This window comes from Leucobacter chromiireducens subsp. chromiireducens (assembly GCF_016758255.1).
GTDB lineage: Bacteria > Actinomycetota > Actinomycetes > Actinomycetales > Microbacteriaceae > Leucobacter > Leucobacter chromiireducens.
This window is the reverse complement of record NZ_QYAD01000001.1, coordinates 1104901-1123007: the sequence shown is the minus strand read 5'-3', so window position 1 is coordinate 1123007 and position 18107 is coordinate 1104901. Positions and strand designations below refer to the sequence as shown.

The 18107-nt window shown below is 66.0% G+C and carries 21 protein-coding genes; 9 read left to right on the top strand and 12 right to left on the bottom strand.

Translation table 11 applies throughout. The features are described 5' to 3' along the window. The first annotated feature begins 43 nt into the window (after positions 1 to 43). The gene (locus D3226_RS05300) at positions 44 to 421 is read left to right on the top strand and encodes a GNAT family N-acetyltransferase (RefSeq protein ID WP_202381307.1); all 378 of its coding nucleotides are present in this window, start codon (positions 44 to 46) and stop codon (positions 419 to 421) included. A 53-nt stretch (positions 422 to 474) separates the two neighbouring features. Here D3226_RS05300 and D3226_RS05295 read toward each other — a convergent pair whose 3' ends face one another. From D3226_RS05295 to D3226_RS05275, 5 genes are all read right to left on the bottom strand, one after another. Then, positions 475 to 1239, bottom strand: coding sequence for an ABC transporter permease (locus tag D3226_RS05295; RefSeq protein ID WP_202381306.1), 765 nt, complete (start codon positions 1237 to 1239; stop codon positions 475 to 477). Beyond that, entirely contained in the window at positions 1236 to 2099 is an 864-nt protein-coding gene (locus D3226_RS05290; RefSeq protein WP_202381305.1) for an ABC transporter ATP-binding protein, read from the bottom strand. Before D3226_RS05290 ends, D3226_RS05295 begins: the two co-directional genes overlap by 4 nt. After that, on the bottom strand, positions 2092 to 2481 hold the full coding sequence (locus tag D3226_RS05285) for a DUF1048 domain-containing protein (protein ID WP_202381304.1): 390 nt from the start codon (positions 2479 to 2481) through the stop codon (positions 2092 to 2094). Before D3226_RS05285 ends, D3226_RS05290 begins: the two co-directional genes overlap by 8 nt. A gap of 2 nt (positions 2482 to 2483) precedes the next feature. Next, entirely contained in the window at positions 2484 to 2837 is a 354-nt protein-coding gene (locus D3226_RS05280; RefSeq protein WP_337248898.1) for a PadR family transcriptional regulator, read from the bottom strand. A 172-nt stretch (positions 2838 to 3009) separates the two neighbouring features. Beyond that, a complete protein-coding gene (locus D3226_RS05275; protein ID WP_202381303.1) occupies positions 3010 to 3678 on the bottom strand; it encodes an asparagine synthase in 669 nt (222 codons plus the stop codon). A 297-nt stretch (positions 3679 to 3975) separates the two neighbouring features. On the opposite strand from D3226_RS05275, the gene D3226_RS05270 reads away from it, so the two are divergent. Together D3226_RS05270 and D3226_RS05265 are read left to right on the top strand one after the other, a co-directional pair. Next, positions 3976 to 4296: an SMR family transporter gene (locus tag D3226_RS05270; protein ID WP_202381302.1), complete on the top strand. Its 321-nt coding sequence runs from the start codon at positions 3976 to 3978 to the stop codon at positions 4294 to 4296. A 2-nt stretch (positions 4297 to 4298) separates the two neighbouring features. After that, entirely contained in the window at positions 4299 to 4715 is a 417-nt protein-coding gene (locus D3226_RS05265) for a DMT family transporter (RefSeq protein WP_202381301.1), read from the top strand. A gap of 40 nt (positions 4716 to 4755) precedes the next feature. Here the strand turns inward: D3226_RS05265 and D3226_RS05260 are convergent, their stop codons facing one another. Further along, complete coding sequence (locus tag D3226_RS05260; RefSeq protein ID WP_202381300.1) at positions 4756 to 5442, bottom strand: iron dependent repressor, metal binding and dimerization domain protein; 687 nt, start codon at positions 5440 to 5442, stop codon at positions 4756 to 4758. A 152-nt stretch (positions 5443 to 5594) separates the two neighbouring features. On the opposite strand from D3226_RS05260, the gene D3226_RS05255 reads away from it, so the two are divergent. Both D3226_RS05255 and D3226_RS05250 read left to right on the top strand, forming a co-directional pair. After that, complete coding sequence (locus D3226_RS05255; RefSeq protein WP_202381299.1) at positions 5595 to 6581, top strand: polyprenyl synthetase family protein; 987 nt, start codon at positions 5595 to 5597, stop codon at positions 6579 to 6581. Further along, positions 6578 to 7594 (top strand): LacI family DNA-binding transcriptional regulator, encoded by a 1017-nt coding sequence (locus D3226_RS05250; RefSeq protein WP_202381298.1) that lies wholly within the window; start codon positions 6578 to 6580, stop codon positions 7592 to 7594. The genes D3226_RS05255 and D3226_RS05250 overlap by 4 nt, the downstream gene beginning before the upstream one ends. Here D3226_RS05250 and D3226_RS05245 read toward each other — a convergent pair. Then, positions 7591 to 9114: an APC family permease gene (locus D3226_RS05245; RefSeq protein ID WP_237462245.1), complete on the bottom strand. Its 1524-nt coding sequence runs from the start codon at positions 9112 to 9114 to the stop codon at positions 7591 to 7593. The genes D3226_RS05250 and D3226_RS05245 overlap by 4 nt on opposite strands. 223 nt (positions 9115 to 9337) lie before the next feature. Between D3226_RS05245 and D3226_RS05240 the strand changes: the two genes are divergently transcribed. After that, complete coding sequence (locus D3226_RS05240) at positions 9338 to 10111, top strand: nitrilase-related carbon-nitrogen hydrolase (protein WP_202381297.1); 774 nt, start codon at positions 9338 to 9340, stop codon at positions 10109 to 10111. A 64-nt stretch (positions 10112 to 10175) separates the two neighbouring features. Here the strand turns inward: D3226_RS05240 and speB are convergent, their stop codons facing one another. The 3 genes from speB to D3226_RS05225 all read right to left on the bottom strand — a co-directional run bounded on the left by speB (position 10176) and on the right by D3226_RS05225 (position 13671). Further along, positions 10176 to 11165 carry an agmatinase gene (gene speB, locus D3226_RS05235; protein WP_237462244.1) on the bottom strand — a complete coding sequence of 330 codons (990 nt, stop codon included), beginning with the start codon at positions 11163 to 11165 and terminating at the stop codon, positions 10176 to 10178. Positions 11166 to 11341: 176 nt separating this feature from the next. Continuing rightward, positions 11342 to 12826, bottom strand: coding sequence for a MocR-like pyridoxine biosynthesis transcription factor PdxR (gene pdxR / locus D3226_RS05230; RefSeq protein ID WP_202381296.1), 1485 nt, complete (start codon positions 12824 to 12826; stop codon positions 11342 to 11344). Beyond that, positions 12823 to 13671: a DNA methyltransferase gene (locus D3226_RS05225; protein WP_202381295.1), complete on the bottom strand. Its 849-nt coding sequence runs from the start codon at positions 13669 to 13671 to the stop codon at positions 12823 to 12825. The genes pdxR and D3226_RS05225 overlap by 4 nt, the downstream gene beginning before the upstream one ends. A 59-nt stretch (positions 13672 to 13730) precedes the next feature. Between D3226_RS05225 and D3226_RS05220 the strand changes: the two genes are divergently transcribed. Together D3226_RS05220 and D3226_RS05215 are read left to right on the top strand one after the other, a co-directional pair. Continuing rightward, positions 13731 to 14090, top strand: coding sequence for a VOC family protein (locus D3226_RS05220; RefSeq protein WP_202381294.1), 360 nt, complete (start codon positions 13731 to 13733; stop codon positions 14088 to 14090). Positions 14091 to 14124: 34 nt separating this feature from the next. Further along, positions 14125 to 14616 carry a YbaK/EbsC family protein gene (locus D3226_RS05215; protein ID WP_202381293.1) on the top strand — a complete coding sequence of 164 codons (492 nt, stop codon included), beginning with the start codon at positions 14125 to 14127 and terminating at the stop codon, positions 14614 to 14616. On the opposite strand, the gene D3226_RS05210 is transcribed toward D3226_RS05215, so the two are convergent. Further along, on the bottom strand, positions 14613 to 15761 hold the full coding sequence (locus D3226_RS05210) for an enoyl-CoA hydratase/isomerase family protein (protein WP_202381292.1): 1149 nt from the start codon (positions 15759 to 15761) through the stop codon (positions 14613 to 14615). The two genes, D3226_RS05215 and D3226_RS05210, sit on opposite strands and share 4 nt — an antisense overlap. Before the next feature lie 44 nt (positions 15762 to 15805). Continuing rightward, the gene (locus tag D3226_RS05205; protein WP_202381291.1) at positions 15806 to 17125 is read right to left on the bottom strand and encodes an MFS transporter; all 1320 of its coding nucleotides are present in this window, start codon (positions 17123 to 17125) and stop codon (positions 15806 to 15808) included. Between the two features lie 54 nt (positions 17126 to 17179). Here D3226_RS05205 and D3226_RS05200 point away from each other — a divergent pair, with 54 nt between their 5' ends. Next, positions 17180 to 18016 (top strand): DUF3097 family protein, encoded by an 837-nt coding sequence (locus D3226_RS05200; RefSeq protein WP_202381290.1) that lies wholly within the window; start codon positions 17180 to 17182, stop codon positions 18014 to 18016. Positions 18017 to 18107: the final 91 nt, after the last annotated feature.

Here is an 18107-nt window from a genome sequence, read left to right as displayed (position 1 = left end):
AATATCTCGTGCGTTCTCCCCACCCCGAAGTTAGGCTGAGCACATGGCCAGATATCTCACCGAAGACCAGGCTGCTGTCGATGGCTTTCTCATCGTGCACGACCCGGAGAACTCGGGATTCATCATCACGCACACCGTCGAAGGCGAGCCGGTGCGCTCCATCGGCTACGCGCACTACACGCTCAGCGGCGAGCCGCTCGCCGGGGGTGCCGCAGACTCGAACAGCGCGGGCACCATCAACTTTGACAGCACCCTCGTCGACGATGCGTACCGCGGTACGGGGCTTTCCGGTCTGCTCGCGCATCGCGCCGTGACCGATGACATCGTGCGCGGGCGACGGGTACTCGCGTCGTGCTGGTTCATCGACGGCTATCTGAAACGCCACCCGGAGCTCCTCGAGCAGGCCGGCGCCGTCACGTAGCGCGTGCCCAGCCCGCAGCGGGGTCGCGGTGGGCGGAGCGCACGGGGCGCTGATTACCGGATGCGCTTCCGATAGATTGCGATGGCACTCGCATACGCCACCGCGAGAATCGCGATGAGCCACGCCAGCGCGACCCAGATCTCGGCGCCGACCGGGGCGCCCGTCACGAGTGCCCGAATCGTGTCGACAATCGACGTGACCGGCTGGTGTTCGGCAAACCAGGCCACCGGCCCGGGCATCGACGCTGTAGGGACGAACGCTGAGCTAATGAATGGCAGGAAGATCAGCGGGTAGCTGAACGCGCTCGCTCCGTCCACGGTCTTCGCCGACAGCCCGGCGATCACCGCGACCCACGTGAGCGCGAGTGTGAACAGGACGAGGATTCCGGCGATCGCGAGCCAGGCCCCCGCCGTGGCCCCGGTGCGAAAGCCGAGCAGCAGCGCGACGCCGATCACGAGCGCGACGGAGACGAGGTTCGCGGCAAGCGAGGTGAGCACGTGTGCCCACAGCACACTGGAGCGCGCAATCGGCATCGACTGGAACCGCTCAAAGATGCCACCCTGCATGTCAAGGAAGAGCCGGTAGGCAGTGTAGGCAACACCCGACGCGATCGTGATGAGCAGAATGCCCGGGAGCATGTAGGTGATGTAGGACTCGTCGGAGCCGGTGTGGATCGCCCCACCCAGCACGTAGACGAAGAGCAGCATGAGCGCGATCGGGGTGACCGCGGTGGTGATGATCGTGTCGGGGCTGCGCACGATGTGTCGCAGCGATCGGCCGGTCAGCACCCGCGTATCGCTGAGTGCGTGGGAGGTCATTGGTCTTCCTTTCCGTGCGAGTCCGTGTCACTGGTGTGTGAGCTGGCGCCCGGAGCCCCAATCAGCGCGAGGAATACGTCCTCCAGCGACGGGCGCTGCTCGACGAGTTCGCGCGTCGGCGCGGGAAGCAGTCGCTGGAGCTCGCTGAGCGTGCCCTCCTGGATGATCGTGCCCTCGTGCAGGATCGCAATGCGATCCGCGAGCCGCTCGGCCTCCTCGAGGTACTGGGTGGTGAGGAGCACGGTCGTGCCGCCGCGGGCGAGCTCGGCAATCATGTTCCACACCTCGATGCGCGCCTGCGGGTCGAGGCCCGTGGTCGGCTCGTCGAGAAACACAATGGAGGGCTCCCCCACCAGACTCATCGCAATGTCAAGGCGCCGCCGCATTCCGCCCGAGTAGGTGGCCGCGCGCCGGCCACCCGCTTCGGTGAGCGAGAACCGTTCCAGGAGTGCATCGGCAATGTCGTACGGCTGAGGCAGATGCCGCAGCCGGGCAACGAGCACGAGGTTTTCTCGTCCCGTGAGCACCTCGTCGATTGCGGCGAACTGACCAGTGAGGCTGATGGCGCGGCGCACGTCGGCGGGCTGTGCGCCAACGTCGAAGCCGCCGACGTGAGCGGTGCCACCGTCCGCGCGGAGCAGCGTCGCAAGGATGCGCACAAGCGTGGTTTTGCCCGCACCATTGGAACCGAGGAGCGCGCACACGGTGCCCTGCGCGACGTCGAGGTCCACGCCCCGGAGCACGGGGAGTTCTCCGAACGACTTCTCGATCCCGCGGATGCGGAGTGCGGGCAGGCTCACCGCCGACGGCCGGGCCGCCAGCGCGCCAGCACCGGACTGCGGTGGCCAGGAGTCACTCATGGCGCACCTCTGGGGTGCCAGCATCCTCACCGAGCGCCGTCGCAACCGACGCGCGCAGCCGCGCCCGCTCCTTGTCGATCCATTCTTTGCCCCGGTATGCGAGTGCGAACTCCTCGGCAAACGTCACCGGATCCTCGCCGAGTACATCGCGCACCGGTGTGCCATCAATCGCTGCGCGCTCCCAGAGGTCGACGTGGTCCGACAGCATGGCGACGAGTGTCTCGCCCTCGGAGATCCCGGCGTAGTAGGTGAAGTAGCGCTGGAGCGCCAGAGCGGTCGCCCGGTACGGCTCCGGCAGCGCGTCCACCCGCGCCATGTCGGCGCGGTACTGCTTCTTCTGCTCGAGAGACCCGGTGAGAGTCTCGATCCATTTTGCGGCCATGATTAGGCTCCTTTAGCGGTGGTGTGGGTGGTGGTGTTCGCGCGAAGCGCGGTGATGCGGGCGGAGAGGCTGTCCCAGGTCTCCCAGAACTCTGCGAGCTGGGTTTCCCCCGCGGCCGACAACGCATAGACCTTGCGGGGCGGCCCCTTCTCGGAGGGCACCTTCTCCACATCAACGAGCCCCCGCCGCTCGATGCGCACGAGGAGCGCGTACACCGTGCCTTCTGCGATGTCAGGAAAGCCGGCGCCGCGCAATCGCGCGGTGATCTCGTACCCGTACGTTGGGTTGCCCGACAAGATCGCGAGCACGATGCCCTCGAGCGTGCCCTTCAGCATCTCGGTCATCTGGTTTGCCACGGCGCCTCCTACTCAGCGTCACTAACTACCACTACACAGTAACACCGAGTACCGGTACATAGCAACACCGAATACCGCGCACGCTGCACCCCGTCCCTGCGCACACAAAAGACGCCCCTCTCGTTTCTGAGAGGGGCGTCACGCCGCGGCCGTACACGCGGCAGGGCACGAACTAGGAACTGGTGCGATCCTTGCGCTTAAAGAGGCGCGGTCGATCCTGCTTGCCGCCCGGAGCTTCTGCCACGTGCTCCTGAATGAGCGCCGTCAAGTCTTTCTCAATGAGCTGCTGAATGCGGCTGTCGCGCGCATCGCGGTACTCCTCCGAGTCGCCACCACTGTAGTAGGGGTGGGTCGCGCGTTCCTTGAGCGAATCACCAATCTCATCCCACGCCATCGAGCGTGCGCGCTCCGCGGTTGCACGCAACGACTCCTCGTCGGCCGCGCGGGCGTGCAACTCGGCCGCAACCTGCTCGTACACCTCTTGGCGGTGCTTGAGCGTGCGGTTGTCGTCGTTGCCGTAGTCCGATTCGCTCCAGGAGCTGCGCCCAGTGTCACGAATCTCGCCGCGCATGCGCGCAATGTGTCGCGCATCTCGCTCACGCTCCGCGGCCAGATCCTCTGTCGCCGTGCGCACCATCTCAATGATCTGCGCCTCGTCGTAGTCGACGTGCTTTTGCAACGCGTTCATGATGATCGCGTTCTTCACCGTCATTCGGACCGCAACATCGGCGACGAGCAGCCCCTGCTCCACGATCTCCTCGACGGGGGCAAGCACCCGCTTCGGCAGCCGTCGCAACGGGCGCGCACCGCCGCGTTTGCGCTTCTTCGACCAGCCGAACACTGTGCTCCTCTCGCGCGCCCGCGTGGGCACACGTCCATTATCCAGGATCGGGCGGCACTCGCGTAGCACCTCGGGCACAGTGTTGGGCCGCGGGTTGACGCAGACGCGCACAGGCGCACGTCCCACAGCCTCCCGCGCGACCGCCGGAACACGGCGAGACCCGATCCCGATCTGATCCCTGTGCAGGAGCTGGGCGCGAAACGAAAGCGAGTGTGCGAAACTGGAAATGACCCCGACGCAGGGGTGCGGACGAGGGAGCAGTACCCGCACACTGACGACTGCCAGAGAGATGTCATTGTGACCCTCGCATGGATTGCGTTGATCCTGAGCGGCATGTTGGAGGCGGTCTGGGCGACCGCACTCGACGCCTCGAAGGGCTTCCGGAAGCTGTGGCCCACCGTCACCTTCCTCGCTTCATACCTCGCCAGCATGGCTGGCCTCGCCTACGCCATGAGCGTGATTCCCGTTGGCACCGCCTATGCCGTGTGGGTCGGGATCGGTGCGGTGTTGACCGCCGCGTGGGCCATGCTCACGAAGAAGGACCGCGCCACCGTGCTGCGCGTCGCACTGCTCGCTGGCCTCATCGCCTGCGTGGTGGGCCTCAAGGCGGTGAGCTAACCATGGCTGAGTACATCACTCCTACGCCGGTGACCGCGCACGCCCCCGCCGCGGCGGCCGCGCCCGAGGCGAAGACCGCGTCCACGCGCCACTGGGTGATCCTGTTCCTGAGCGCCGTACTCGAGGCGGTCTGGGCGCTCGCACTCAAGGAGTCACACGGCTTCAGCGAGCTCATGCCGTCGATCGTGTTCTTCATCGCGAACCCGATCAGCCTATTCGGCCTCGGCTACGCGATGCGTGGTCTGCCCGTCAGCGTTGCCTACGCGATCTGGACGGGCCTCGGCGCCGCGCTCACGGTCGCAGCATCGTTCGTCATGGGGCTCGAGACACCGTCGGTGTTGAAGCTCGTATTCCTCGCCGGCATTGTGGGCTGCGTGATCGGCCTGAAATTCGCGAAGGATCCGGCGCCGAAAAACTAGGCGCCCACTCGGGGCGGGCGGCGGGGTCGAGGGTTCTCGGCTACGCCGCCTCGCTCTGCAGCGAGACCCACATGGCAGCCGCGGCTGCTGGCCCGAGACTCACGGGCTCGCTCGCGCCACCCACGCGCACCGTCACCGTCTCCGAGTACGGCTCGCCGGGGAGCACTTCAAGCTCGGCGTCCACGACCAGACCGCGGCTGGCAAAGTACTGCAGCATGGCGGTATCCGAATCCGAGATGCGCTCCACGCGCACGCGGTTCGGCGCAGGCACCTTGGCGAGGATGATGGCATCGGGACGGTGTACGCGACCGTCAGCGCTCGGAATCGGATCACCGTGCGGGTCGCGCGTCGGGTAGCCCAGCGCACGATCAACGCGGTGAATCAGCTCGTCAGAGACCGCATGCTCCAGGCGGTCCGCCTCGGCGTGCACTTCGTCCCATTCATAGCCGAGCGCCTGCACCAGGTAAGTCTCCAGGAGGCGGTGACGACGGATCATTGAGACCGCGTGCTCGCGCCCCAGATCGGTCAGCGTCACGCTGCCATAGCGCACGTGGCTGATGAGTTCGAGCTCAGAGAGCTTGCGCAGCGCATCCGACACGGTCGACAGTCGCACCCCGGCAGACTCCGCGATGGCCGAGTTCGAAACGGGCGCGTCTGACCACTCCTGCAGCCCCCAAATCACCTTGAGGTAGTTCTGCATACTCGCCGAAAGATCGTCAACGCTCACGCCGACAAGAATAGCCCGCGTCGTTGATCTGCACCCTTTCCACACGGGACACGCCGCACACTGAGGTTGCTGAATCGATTTGGCAGGAGCTCCCGTCAGGCCTACGCTGAGGGAGGAGATCACACGTCACCGCATCGAGGGAGCCGCCGCACGTGCCACACCCCCACACAAACGGACTGCTCCCCCGCAGCCCCGAGGAGCTGGACACGCTCCTCAGCGACGTCCGCCTTCATATTGAGTCGCTTCTCGCGTCCGAGTTCGGCACGCACGAATGGGCGATCCGTTCACCGGCTCAACTCACCGCGCTCGGTGGCGGCAAACACGTTCGCGCGCGAGCATTTCTCGCCGCCGCACTCGCCTACGGCGCCACAGACGATGCAGCGCTCGTTGAAATCGGAGCAGCGATCGAGTTGCTCCACACCTCATCTCTCGTCCACGACGACATTATTGATGCTTCATCCCAGCGTCGCGGCGAGCCAACGCTTCATTTGGCCACCAGCGCTGGCACCGCAATTCTCGTGGGTGACTCGCTACTTGGGCTCGTTTTCCAGAGCGCAAGCCACCAATCCGCGGAGGCCGCGAGCAGACTCTCCGCCGCATACCTCGCACTCAACGAGGGTCAGCTCCTTGAGGAGTCTCTGGGCTGGGCGCCTGACCGACTCCAGGACATTGAGCGGTACTGCGTGCTGAAGACCGGCGCCCTCTTTGGTGTCGCTTTTGCGCTTGCCGGGCACGTTGCCGGGCTTCCAGACCATGAGACAGACCGCCTTGACGAGGCAGGACGACTGCTCGGCCTCGCGTTCCAACTCCACGACGACATCCTGGACATTCAGAGCGACGCAGCCGAGCTCGGCAAAGACGCCGCAGCAGATGTCAGGAATGGGATTCCAACCTTTCCGCTCTGGCACGCCTATCAGAGCCTCATTGCGTCAGGCGAGAGCGCTCCAACGCCGGCGCTCCTCATGTCAGCAGTGGATGCTCCTGGGATCATGGCCGTCGTTGCGGAACGCGTCGAGCAGCTTCGCGCAGAGGCCACCGGCATTCTTCCATCCCCCGTGAGCCTCGGCTTCCTTCAGACCTCCGTCGATACCGTGGTATCACCCCCGCATCGCCCCACGAACGGAGCAGCCACCAGATGAAATCTCGCCGGATCACCATCAAAGACGTCGCTCTCGAGGCGGGCGTCTCAGTTGCAACCGCATCTGAAGCGCTCAACGGGAAGGGTCGGGTTGCAGCTGCCACCCGCCAGAACGTGGTCGATACGGCGGATCGACTCGGGTACTCTGCGAATCGCCTCGCAAAGAACCTCAATGCAGGGCGAACCGGATCACTCGCGCTCACGGTCTCCCCGATGGCCGCACACTCAGCAGCCCCCGGCATGCAGCCCGAGTGGGATGTTGAATACTACTTTCGAGTCTTGAGCGGCGCGAGCGCACAGGCGTTTCAGCGAGGGTTCCTCCTCTCGATGATGCCCTCGGGCGAGCCGTCCCGTGGCCTCCTCGCCGCCACGGACGGGCTTATTGTGGTCGACCCCAGCCAGGATGATCCCATCATTGGTGCCGCTCTTCAGGCGGGGCTCCCATGTGTGACGATCGGTCGGAACGGGGACGACCTGAGCTGGGTGGACAATGATTTCGCGACGGGGACCACCTCAGCCCTCGCGCACCTGAGCGAGCTGCGCGATGCTCGGCCAGCACTCTTCCTGAGTGAAACAAGTTCCTCCTACGTTCGCGATGAACTCTCGGCCTACCTTGATTGGTGCAGCACAGTTGGAGTGGAGCCCGTCATCATCCGGTCTCCCGGCCCTCGTGTCGATGAGGCCGAACCTGTCATCCAGAAGGCGCTCGCAGCAGGAGACCGCAAGTTTGATGCGGTGTTGACAACGCTCGACACCCTTGCACACGCGACAGAGCGCAGCGCGCACATGCTTGGGCTTTCGATTCCGCAGGAACTGCAGATTCTCAGCCTCTCAGACAGCCGGTACCTCGACTACGGGCTCCAGATGCCGATCACTGCGCTCGACCTTGCTCCAGTTCGCCTGGGTGAAATCGCGGTTGATCTCCTCCTTGAATCAATCGAGGGGAAAAGCGAACGCCGCCGAGAACTTGTCCCGGCGACGCTCACTGTTCGCGATTCTTCTCTCGCTTCCTAGCGAGGCCCAGCAACACGAGACTGCGGTGTGCTCGTCCCCAGCAGCCGGTCAGGTTCCTGCTCATCCTCGTCATCCGCGGACTCATCGCGCTCGAACACCACAATGGTCGATCCAGTCGAGGCTGCGTGGAGTCGCTTCCGATGGACCCAAGCCTCAACGAAGACTCCGAGCACCCCCACTGCGGCGACACCAATCACAGTGGACCAGTCCGTCACCCATCCCGCACCCGATGGACGGGGCCAAGCGACGTTGACCACCTGGAACACGAGCCAGACGAGCGCGAGCGCGCTCACCGCTTTCCCTGCGCGCCCCAGGAACAGCGAAGGATCTTCGCGCCAGGTCCCGCGCATTCGAGCAACTGCGAGCCCCAGCACGGGGAACAAGAAGGAAATGAAGAACCCAACCGACGAGAACGAGATCAGTGCCATCTGAATTCCCTCGCTTTGGAACGGCAAGAAGAGCAGCACCGCAATCGCAGCAGTGATGAGCACAGCGCGCCTCGGCAGGCCAGTCTCACCTGAAAGCTTTGTCAGGAACCGAGCGAATGGCAACTCCCCATTTCGCGCAGTTGCCCACACGATTCGAGAGACTGTGATCTGGATCGTCATGAGACTCGCAGCGAACGCGATCACGAAGAGCGCCAAGATACCTCGGAATACTGGCTCAGGGAAGGTGGCAGCGATGATCGCGACGGCCGGGTCAGCAGCGTTCTCTGGGTCCTGGAGGAACGCGTCGCTCGGTACCGCGAGCGTGAACGCAAGCGTACTCAGTAGAACGATGATCATGATCGCAAAGAACGAAACGACCATCGCTCGAGGCACTGCCCGCTTCGGACGCTTCACCTCCTCAGCGATGGAGCTCGCGCTCTCAAACCCGATTGCAAAATAGCTCGAGAACGCAATCGCCATGACGAGCGGCGCGGAAAAGAACGCGCCACTGTAGTCACCGAGGCTCGCTGGCGACAGATACTCGAGCCCCTGGTGCCGCTCAAAGAAGAGCAGCCACACCGCAACACCGATCGACCCAACGGCCTCGGCTACGATCACCCCCACCATCAAGATCTTGATGAACACTCTGCCCGCAAGATTCACGAGCGTGCTGAACGCGAGAACCCCGATCGCGAGCCAGGTCACCAGGCCGTGATCTGCTGCGGGGATGTCGAAGATTGGCGGAATCAGCACAGCCCCCGCGTATGCGACAGCCGGGAGAGTAATCAACAGGGTCCAGATATAGGTCCATGAGGCAAACCAGCCGTAACGATGCCCCAGGAGACGACGAGACCACTGATAAATTCCACCAGAGTCAGCCCATTTCGACGCGAGCACCCCGAGCGTGAGTACAACGATGAACTGACCAGCGTAGAGAATGAGGCCACCCCAGATAAAGGCCGGGCCGGAAGTTGTCAGGCCAACGCCCAGCACGCTGTAGAGCGCGACGATGGGCGAAACAAAAGCGAAAGCGACCGATAGGGCGGAGAACATTGTGAACTCACGCTTCATCACCGGAGACGTCGCGGTCATGGAAACTCCTTTGCTTCGTGAACAACGACGGGGTGGCCTCGGAACTCAACGCGCCCGTCCAGAACCTCCGAGAACTCTCGCTACGTCGCGAGCCTTTGGTTCTGCGAACACGCTACCTTGGCCGAAACGTTTTAGCAATACTCTGTTTTTATAACGAATTCAGCCTAGTATTATGGTTGAAACGATTTAGCAACCTTCATCAGCTCTCATAGAAAGGGCCCCCATGTCTCCGACTCAACTCCGCGTCGAAATCCGGCAGGAGACCCCCGCCCCGCGCGACCTGGCAACCAATATCGAGCACGTGCGCACAACAATCGTGAGGTCTTCCGCCGATCTCATCGCGTTCCCCGAGCTCTATCTCACGGGCTACCAGACCGGGCAGCTTGACGAACTCGCCATGACTGAGCACGACGCGCGCCTCGACCCCCTTCGGGAAGCCTGTCGGGAGACCCAGACCGGGCTTCTTGTTGGCTTCATCTCACCGCTCGCCACCGGCTACTCTGACGCTTACCTCGCCATCGACACTGATGGCCGCACACTCGAAGCGATTCACAAGACGCACCTGTTCGGCACAGAGCGCGACGCCTTCCGCGCAGGTGAACGCATCGATACGATCACCCTGTGCGGCACGCAGATCGGGGTGATCAATTGCTTCGAGCTCGAATTTCCAGAGGTCGCTCGAACACTTGCCCTACACGGGGCAGAGCTCCTGATCGCCGGATCCGCAAACATGCGTCCGCATGAACGGGATCACCGCATCGCCGCGCAGGCGCGCGCACTCGAAAACCGACTTCCGCTCGCCTATGCCAACCGAGTCGGTACCGAATCTGGCCACTCATTCTGCGGCATGAGTTGCGCCGTATCGCCAACAGGCGAAATGCTCGGCGCACTCGATGCGCACACACCAGGAAGCCTCGTTGTCGATTTCACGATTGCTGCACCGGCGGATGCGTTCGCCGACATGCTGACACAGCGACGCCCCTCGCTCTACAGCTAGCGAGGCGCCACAAAAAAGCCGTGGGGCAAGGCGCTTCCGCCCGGCCCCACGACCACTTCAGCACCTAGCCGACATACACCGGCGTACTCGGGCAGCCCGCATGGAATGCGAGAGCCTCAAGTGCGAGGCGCCCCGCAATGAGCTGCGTACGAGTGGAGTGATCAAGAGACGGCGCCGGTTCCGCAATGTCCACTCCGATGAGTCCAGCGGGTGCGATCCCGCGGACAATCTCAAGCGCTTCTCGGATCGTCATTCCGCCCGGCGTCGGCGCACAGGTACCCGGCGCAAACGCGGCATCGAGCGCATCAACGTCGAAGGTCAGGTAGAACCCCTCTTCTCCAACTCGCTCAAGAATCTGCTCGACGGCCCACAGAGTGCCCTTCTCCCAGATGTCCTCAAGCCAAATGACTCGGATACCGTGATCTCGGCAGTATTTCAGTTCCGTCTTCGGGTTCATCCAGCCGCTGATTCCCACAAGCACAATCTTCGCCGGGTCATAGCCGTTGTCGACCGCACGCGTGATCGTGCAGCAGTGGTTCAGCTCCTCCCCGCCCACGTTCGGCGCCGCGTCAAGGTGAGTATCGAACTGCACCCAGCCCGGGCTTGTCCCTGGCTTCTTCGCCGCCTTGCCGACCGGAATGCTCACCGAATGATCTCCACCGAAGACAACGGGAATCGCCCCCGCGGCAACAATCTCAGCAATGTCAGCCTCGACACGCTCGAACGTCTTCGGCGTATTGCCCAGCGCCACGTTGCAATCCCCACCATCTGCGAGTGGAAGATGCGCAAATAGGTCAAAGTCAAACGTCGCTTGAAAGTTCGTGTACTGAACCGAAGTCTCCCGAATGGCACGTGGGCCGTAGTTTGCACCGCTTCGACTGATTGTCGTGCCGTCGAAGGGGAACCCGTACACCACCGCCTTTGCGCCTGACGCCACGATGGCCTCACGATTCAGCTCCACTCGCGGAACACCCATGAATGTTCCGCCGATCCCACCGTGCAGGAGTCCATTCCACATCGTCTCGTCGAACGAGCCGGCAGAGTTCTCAGTCATGATTCCTCATTTCACGTTCGCCGCACCACTGCGACGTTAATGCTGAAACGTTTGGATTCTTAAAACCAAACAAGCGCTTTCATTGCCGAAACGCTTCGGCAAGCGTAACAGCTCACCTCCGAGGTGTCTACGGCAGCCGCCGGAGATGCTCTGTGACGCCTCGCCGCGGCTCGCGTCTAGTTGGCGTCGAGGATGGCTCGGAGTCGCGCGAGCGCACGGGCGAACTCGGCGTCATCAGCGCCGCCCATTCCGACGACCAGCCCGGTCATGCCCGGTGCACGCTCCCCCCGCTGCCAGTAGCCCGCCAGGCCCTGCACGCCGAGTCCGTCGGCACGCGCCGCAGCGAGCACGGCTTCCTCGCGCGTCGGCGCACCCGGATCCCGATCTCCACTCGATGAGCCCACCCGCGGCAAGAACTCGAGCACCGCGTGAAGCCCACCATCCATGGGACGCACGCGCACGCCCGTCGCGCCCGCGAGCACCTCTGAGACAGCATCGCGCCGGGCGGCATACCGCCGCAGCATCCGCGCGGTGTGCCGCCGCAGCTCGCCACTCGCGAGGTAGGTGGCGAGCGCCGCCTGCACGACCCCCGAGACCGGACCGCCGAGCTCACGTCGCACCGGTTCGATGAGCGCGCGCAGCCCCGCGGGTGCGAGCAAGTAGCCCGCAGACAAGCCCGGGGCGAGCGTGCGCGAGAAAGTCCCGAGCAGCACGACAGACCCGCGCTCGGGATCGTCGAGCGCTGCGAGCGTCGGGAGCGGACTGCCTGTGTAGCGCAGCTCGGAGTCGAAGTCGTCCTCCACGATCACGACGCCCGTGCGCCGCGCCCAGGCGAGCAGCGCGCGTCGTCGCGGCAGGGGCAGCGAGCCGCCGAGCGGGTACTGGTGGCTGGGAGTAACGATCACGAGATCGAGCATGCCGTCGGGGAGCCGGCTGGTGTCGAGGCCCTCACCATCCGCGGGAAGCGCGACGATGCGCGCGCCATACCGCTGCGCGGCGCCCCGGAGCGATGGCAGACCGGGATCCTCCACCCCAACCACGAGCTCACGGCCCCGCGTGCCGCCGAGCGCGGTGAGCAAGAGGCCCAGCCCATCGCGGGTGCCCGCAGTGACGAGCACATCGCCTGCATGGCGCGCGGTGCCACGCATGCGCCGCAGGTGATCGGCAATCTCGATGCGCAGTGCAGAATCGCCGAGGGCTGGGGGTGCCGCATCCACCTGCGCGGCTGCAGCACGCCAAGCGCTGCGCCACGCCGGGCCAACCACCGCGTCAGTGATCGGCTGGCCGGGTGCGAGTGGCTCGGCCAGCGCAGTCTCCGCGAGCGGGCGTGTTGCCGAGAGCTCCGCGCTCGGGGGTGCGGGTGCCGCACGCTGCGCGGGTTCCGTGCGCTCGAGCGCGGGGTTGACCATCGTGCCGCGCCCGTGCGTTGCCGCGAGGTACCCCTCGGCGATGAGCTGCTCATAGGCGGCAACCACCACCCCGCGCGCGACGCCCAAGCGCCGCGCGAGCTCTCGTGTTGCCGGGATGTGCTCCCCCGGGCGCAGGGTTGCTGCGTCAATCGCCTCGCGCAGCGCCGCCGCAAGCTGCACCGGCAGCGGCGCCTCCGCACCCCGATCCAGGTGCACCGGGAAGGTACCGCTCGCACCGCCCGCGCCACTCACGAGAACCGCACCTCCCGGTCCGCGAAGCGGCGCCGCATAACTTCGGTCGCCTCGGGATTGTCATCAATGAGCACGAAGCGGCGCCCCAGCTCCGCCGCCGCCGCTCCCGTGGTTCCACTCCCCGCAAACGCGTCGAGCACCCAATCGCCCGGCCGAGTCGAGGCCTGGATGATTCGGCGGAGGATGCCGACCGGTTTCTGCGTCGGGTACCCCGTGCGCTCACTGCCCGTCGGCGAGACAATCGTGTGCCACCAGGTGTCGGTGGGAAGCTTGCCGCGTGCGGCCTGTTCCGGCGTTACCAGCCCGGGCGCCATGTATGGTTCGCGATCCACCGCTTCCGCATCGAAGTAGTAGAAATCGGGCAGCTTTGCGTACACGAGGATGTTGTCGTGCTTCGCGGGCCAGCGCCGCTTGGTGCGCGCGCCATAGTCGTACGCCCAGATGATCTCGTTGATGAAGCACTCGGGCCCGAACATCGCGTCGAGCAGCACCTTCGCGTAGTGCACCTCACGGTAGTCGAGGTGCAGGTAGAGCAGGCCGTCCGGGGAGAGCACCCGCCAGGCCTCCTCGAGGCGCGGTTCGAGAAACTCCCAGTAGTCAACGAATCGGTCGTCGTACGCGAGGGTCATCTCGCGGGTCACGTCGTACCCCTGCCCGCGGAACCCGAGCCGACCGCCCTCCGCGCGCACGCCGCGGACGCGCTCGGCCTGACGGGAGCGTCCCGTATTGAAGGGCGGATCGAGGTACACCGCCGCGAACGCGCTCCCCGGCAGGCTGCGCAGGATCGGCAGGTTGTCGCCCTCGTAGACCTGGTCGGGGCCGGCCGGATCCCAGCGTTCATTCACCCCACCAGCGTACCCGGCGCGCTAGCGTGGAGCTGTCACCCCCGACGGAGAGGACCCTCATGATTGAGCTCGGAATGATCACGCTCGACACGGTTAACCCCCGCACGCTTTCTGCGTGGTGGGCCGAGCGACTGGGCGGCGAGGTGGTGTACGACGCGGAGGGCTGGTTCAGCATGGTGCGCGTGCCCGGCGTGCCGGTGACGCTCGGTTTCCAGAAGGTAGCCGACCCCACCCCCGGCAAGAACCGCATGCACCTCGACCTCAATCGCTCGGCGGACGTCGACCGTGAAGCCGTCGTCGCGGAATGGACCGCCGCGGGCGCGCGCCACCTCGGCTTGCGTGGCGAGCAGGACTTCTCCTGGGATGTGTTTGCAGATCCCGACGGCAACGAGTTCTGCATCGGTGACCCCCACGAGTAGGCCCGCCCCACACCACCCAGTCGAAAGCCTCCCTGTGAACACCACACGTGTGCGCGAACACCTCGCATCCCTCGGCTTCACCGGCGAGATCTTGGAGTTCGCCGAATCGAGCGCCACGGTCGAGCTGGCCGCCGAGAAAGTCGGCACCGAGCCCGCCCGCATCGCGAAGACGCTCGGCTTCACCGATCCAGACGACACCGAGCGCGCCGTGCTGGTCGTCGCAGCGGGCGACGCCCGGGTCAACGGCGGCCGGTTCAAACGGGAGTTCGGCGCGAAGCCGCGCATGCTACAGGGCGAGGCCGTGCTCGAGCTCACGGGCTACCCGATTGGTGGCGTCTGCCCGTTCGCTCCCGCCCCCGGCGCGCGCGTGTTCCTCGACGCCTCGCTGCGCCGCTTCGCGACCGTGTTTCCCGCGGCGGGAACCGCGACGAGTGCCGTCGAGATCCCCGTCGAGCGGCTCGTCGAGCTCACGGGCGCGGAGGGCTGGGTCGACGTGACCCTCGGCTGGCAGCCTGACGAGGTCTAAATCTCAGGCTCGAGATCGAGCGGCCACTCCCTCGCATGCAGATCGGGATCGAGGAGTCCCGCGACCTCCGCCGGGTCGAGCTCGCTGATGGTCGCGGGGCGCCACGCCGGGTTCCGATCCTTGTCGATCACCTGCGCGCGCACGCCCTCCGCAAAGTCGGGACGAGCGCCGAGCCGGCCGAGCACCCGCAGATCGTCGGTGAGCACCGCCGCGAGATCGAGGCCCAGGCGCCGGGTGCGATCCAGCTGCGCGAGCGTCACCACGATTGATGCCGGGCACATGCCCCGCACCGTCGCGGCAACCTCGGCAGCGGCGGGGACGGGGCTCGCATCAAGCGCCGCAAGCAGTCGCAGTGCGGCGCCGATGGCGTCTCCCGCGACGGGGGCGTCTGCTGCGGGGGCGTGATGCTGACCAAGCGCGAACTCTGCGATCGGATCCCACCATGCCGCCGCGGCCATGACGCTGCCCGTCTCGGGAGGCGTCTCCGCAAACTTCGCGCACGCGGCTGCCGGTGACTCACCTGCGGCGAGCGCAGCGCGCAACTCCGGCAGCCGCTCGGACGGCACAAACCAGTCGGCGAACCCGAGTTCGATGGCGTCGGCGGCGCCGAATTCGCCGGCGGTGATGGCGAGGAGCTCGCCGAGCCTGCCGGGCGCACGCGCGAGGAGCAGGTGCCCGCCGACATCGGGCGCGATCCCAATCCGCGCCTCAGGCATGGCGAGCCGACTGCGCTCCGTCACGACTCGCTGCGCGGCGTGCCCGCCGAGCCCGATTCCGCCGCCCATGGCGATGCCGTCCATGATCGCGACGACGGGAATTGGCGAGTGCGCCACCCAGTGGTCGACGGCGTACTCGAGCGCCAGGATGCTGCGTGGATCCTTGCCGGAGATCTCCTTGATGTCGCCGCCACCGCAAAAGCCGCGTTCACCTGCTCCGTCGAGCACGATTGCGCGGGGCGCTTCCGGAGTGCCGGTGCTCTCGCGCGCATCGCGAAGCGCGCGAGCGAGGATGCCGAACATCTCATTCGAGAGCGCGTTGATGGCGCGCGGGCGGTTCAGCGTGATGTGCGTGATCGCGCCATCGCGCCGCACGAGGACAAGGGGCTCGGCGGTGTCCGAGCTCGGGGTCGCGGCAACATTGCTCATGGCAGCACCGTAGCAGCCGCGGGTGGCGCGAGCGCGAGCCGCCGCTACGGGGTGGGGTACAGCCCGTCGTAGTGCATGAAACCGCGCGCAGTGCGCATGAGCACGAGCATGACCCCGAGAATGACGAGGCCGCCGAGGAGTGGCGGCGCCCAGAGCGCGATCAGCGTGGCAAGCCCGCCCGCGATGAGGTCGCCCACGCGCGGGCCGCCAGCCACCACCACGTAGAAGAGCCCCTGCATGCGCCCACGCACATCGTCTGGCGCCGCAGTTTGCAGGATCGTCGTGCGGAACACGGCGCTCACGTTGTCTGCCGCACCGGTGCCGGCGAGCGCGATCCCGCCGAGCACGATCGCGGGAATCACGGGGCTGTCCGGCGCCCGGCCGCCACCCACGATGCCGGTGATGAGGAGCACAAGCCCGAAGAGCGCCGTGAACGCCCCGAACGCTGCGATGGCGAGCGTCACGGCTCGGCCCTGCCGTCGCACCGCGCCGAGGGGACCAGAGAAGAGTCCGCTGAGCAGTGCGCCTACCGCAAACGAGGCGGTGAGCACGCCGACGGTCACGGGTCCGCCGCCGAGCACGAGCGCGCCCGCCGCGGGGAACACCACACGCGGGGAACCGAGGGTCATCGCCACGAGATCCCACACGAACGTGGCGCGCACATTCGGCGCCGAACGCAGGAAGCGCAGACTTTCGATCACGGAGCCGAGCCCCACCCGCGCGCGCTCCCCCTCGGGCACCATCGACGGCAGGCTGAGAATGCCGAGGAAGGCGGCGGTAAACAGCACCGCGTCGAGGAGGTACGTCCACGGGAAGCCAACGCTCGCGACGAGCACACCGGCCACCGCGGGGCCGACGGTGATCGCGAGCCCCATCGTGATGCCACTGAGCGCCGCGGCAGCGGGCAAGAGCTGCGGCGAGAGCAAGCGGGGCAGGATCGCGCCGCGCGTCGCACCCAGAATCGTCGCCGAAGCCGCGTTCACTGCGGCGAGCAGGTAGTACGGCCAGGTCTCCGAGACCCCAAGAAACGCAATCACCGTCATCGTGCCGATGCTGCCCCAGGCGATGAGCGCGGTGATGAGCGAGACGAGACGACGGTCGAAAGTGTCGGCAAGCGCACCGCCCACGAAGCCGGCGAGAATCATGGGGCCGAGCGCCCACAGCGCAACGAATGAGACCGCGAGCGTCGACTGCGTCAGTGCGTACACGTGCAGCCCCACCGCGACGATCGTGATCTGCGCGCCGATCTGCGCCACGGAAGTGCCCACCCAGAGCTTCGCGAACGCCGGGCTGGCGCGCAGCGGGGTGACATCAACGAGCAGAGAGCGGAGGCGACGGCGCGGCTGCCGTTCATCGGAGGTCACCGAAGCACGCTATCAGGCACTCCCGACAGACACGCGGCCGATAGGCTCGGGGACGTGTTCGACGAACGTTACGACGGGGATCCCCTCGCCCGAATGAAACCCCGCCGCGGGCCCGTGCAGCGCCGCGAAGTCGTGCTCGCCAAGAACCTGGTGGTGGAGCACAGCGAATCCGAGTGGTGCGGCGCCGTGGTTGGGGCCCGCGAGGGACTGGTGCAGCTCGAGGACTTCCGTGGCCAGGTGCGCGCGTTTCCCCTGAGCGACGGTTTCCTCATCGACGGCGAGCCCGTGCGCCTCGTGCTGCCGACGCGGCAGCCCGCAGGCCGCAAGCGCACCGCCTCCGGCTCGTTCGCCACCGCGCCGCAGCGTGCGCGCGTGGCAATGCCCAGCCGCATCTTCGTCGAGGGCAAACACGACGCCGAACTCGTTGAGCAGGTGTGGGGCGACGACTTGCGTGTTGAGGGCGTCGTGGTCGAGCTGCTACAGGGCGCCGACAATTTGCAGGACGTCCTCGCTGAGTTTGGGCCGGGGCCCGAGCGTCGCGCCGGGGTGCTGCTCGACCACCTCGTGAAGGGCAGCAAGGAAACGCGCATTGCCGAGCAGATCGCGCGCGGCCCGCACGGCCAGCACGTGCTCATCGTCGGCCACCCGTTCGTCGACATCTGGCAGGCGGTGAAGCCGGCCCGGGTGGGGCTCACCGAGTGGCCCGTGATCCCCCGCTCGATCGAGTGGAAGGCGGGCATCTGCCGCGCCCTCGGCTGGCCGTCGGACGAGCCGGCCGACATCGCGGAGGCGTGGTCACGCATCCGCGGTCGCGTGCGCAACTTCCGAGATCTGGAACCGGAACTCGTTGGCCGCGTTGAGCACCTCATCGACTTTGTGACGGTGGGCTAGGCCCGGGAGACCACGCCACCGGCGCGTCGCGTCCCCCGTGCGCGAACACACGGCACGCGCACACGCCACGGGATTACCATGAGATTCCACG

Bases quoted from the DNA above. Each gene is read 5' to 3' on its own strand.
- D3226_RS05300 (WP_202381307.1), top strand. From the start codon at position 44: ATGGCCAGATATCTCACCGAAGACCAGGCTGCTGTCGATGGCTTTCTC.
- D3226_RS05295 (WP_202381306.1), bottom strand. From the start codon at position 1,239: ATGACCTCCCACGCACTCAGCGATACGCGGGTGCTGACCGGCCGATCG.
- D3226_RS05290 (WP_202381305.1), bottom strand. From the start codon at position 2,099: ATGAGTGACTCCTGGCCACCGCAGTCCGGTGCTGGCGCGCTGGCGGCC.
- D3226_RS05285 (WP_202381304.1), bottom strand. From the start codon at position 2,481: ATGGCCGCAAAATGGATCGAGACTCTCACCGGGTCTCTCGAGCAGAAG.
- D3226_RS05265 (WP_202381301.1), top strand. From the start codon at position 4,299: ATGGCTGAGTACATCACTCCTACGCCGGTGACCGCGCACGCCCCCGCC.
- D3226_RS05250 (WP_202381298.1), top strand. From the start codon at position 6,578: ATGAAATCTCGCCGGATCACCATCAAAGACGTCGCTCTCGAGGCGGGC.
- D3226_RS05245 (WP_237462245.1), bottom strand. From the start codon at position 9,114: ATGACCGCGACGTCTCCGGTGATGAAGCGTGAGTTCACAATGTTCTCC.
- D3226_RS05240 (WP_202381297.1), top strand. From the start codon at position 9,338: ATGTCTCCGACTCAACTCCGCGTCGAAATCCGGCAGGAGACCCCCGCC.
- speB (WP_237462244.1), bottom strand. From the start codon at position 11,165: ATGACTGAGAACTCTGCCGGCTCGTTCGACGAGACGATGTGGAATGGA.
- D3226_RS05220 (WP_202381294.1), top strand. From the start codon at position 13,731: ATGATTGAGCTCGGAATGATCACGCTCGACACGGTTAACCCCCGCACG.
- D3226_RS05210 (WP_202381292.1), bottom strand. From the start codon at position 15,761: ATGAGCAATGTTGCCGCGACCCCGAGCTCGGACACCGCCGAGCCCCTT.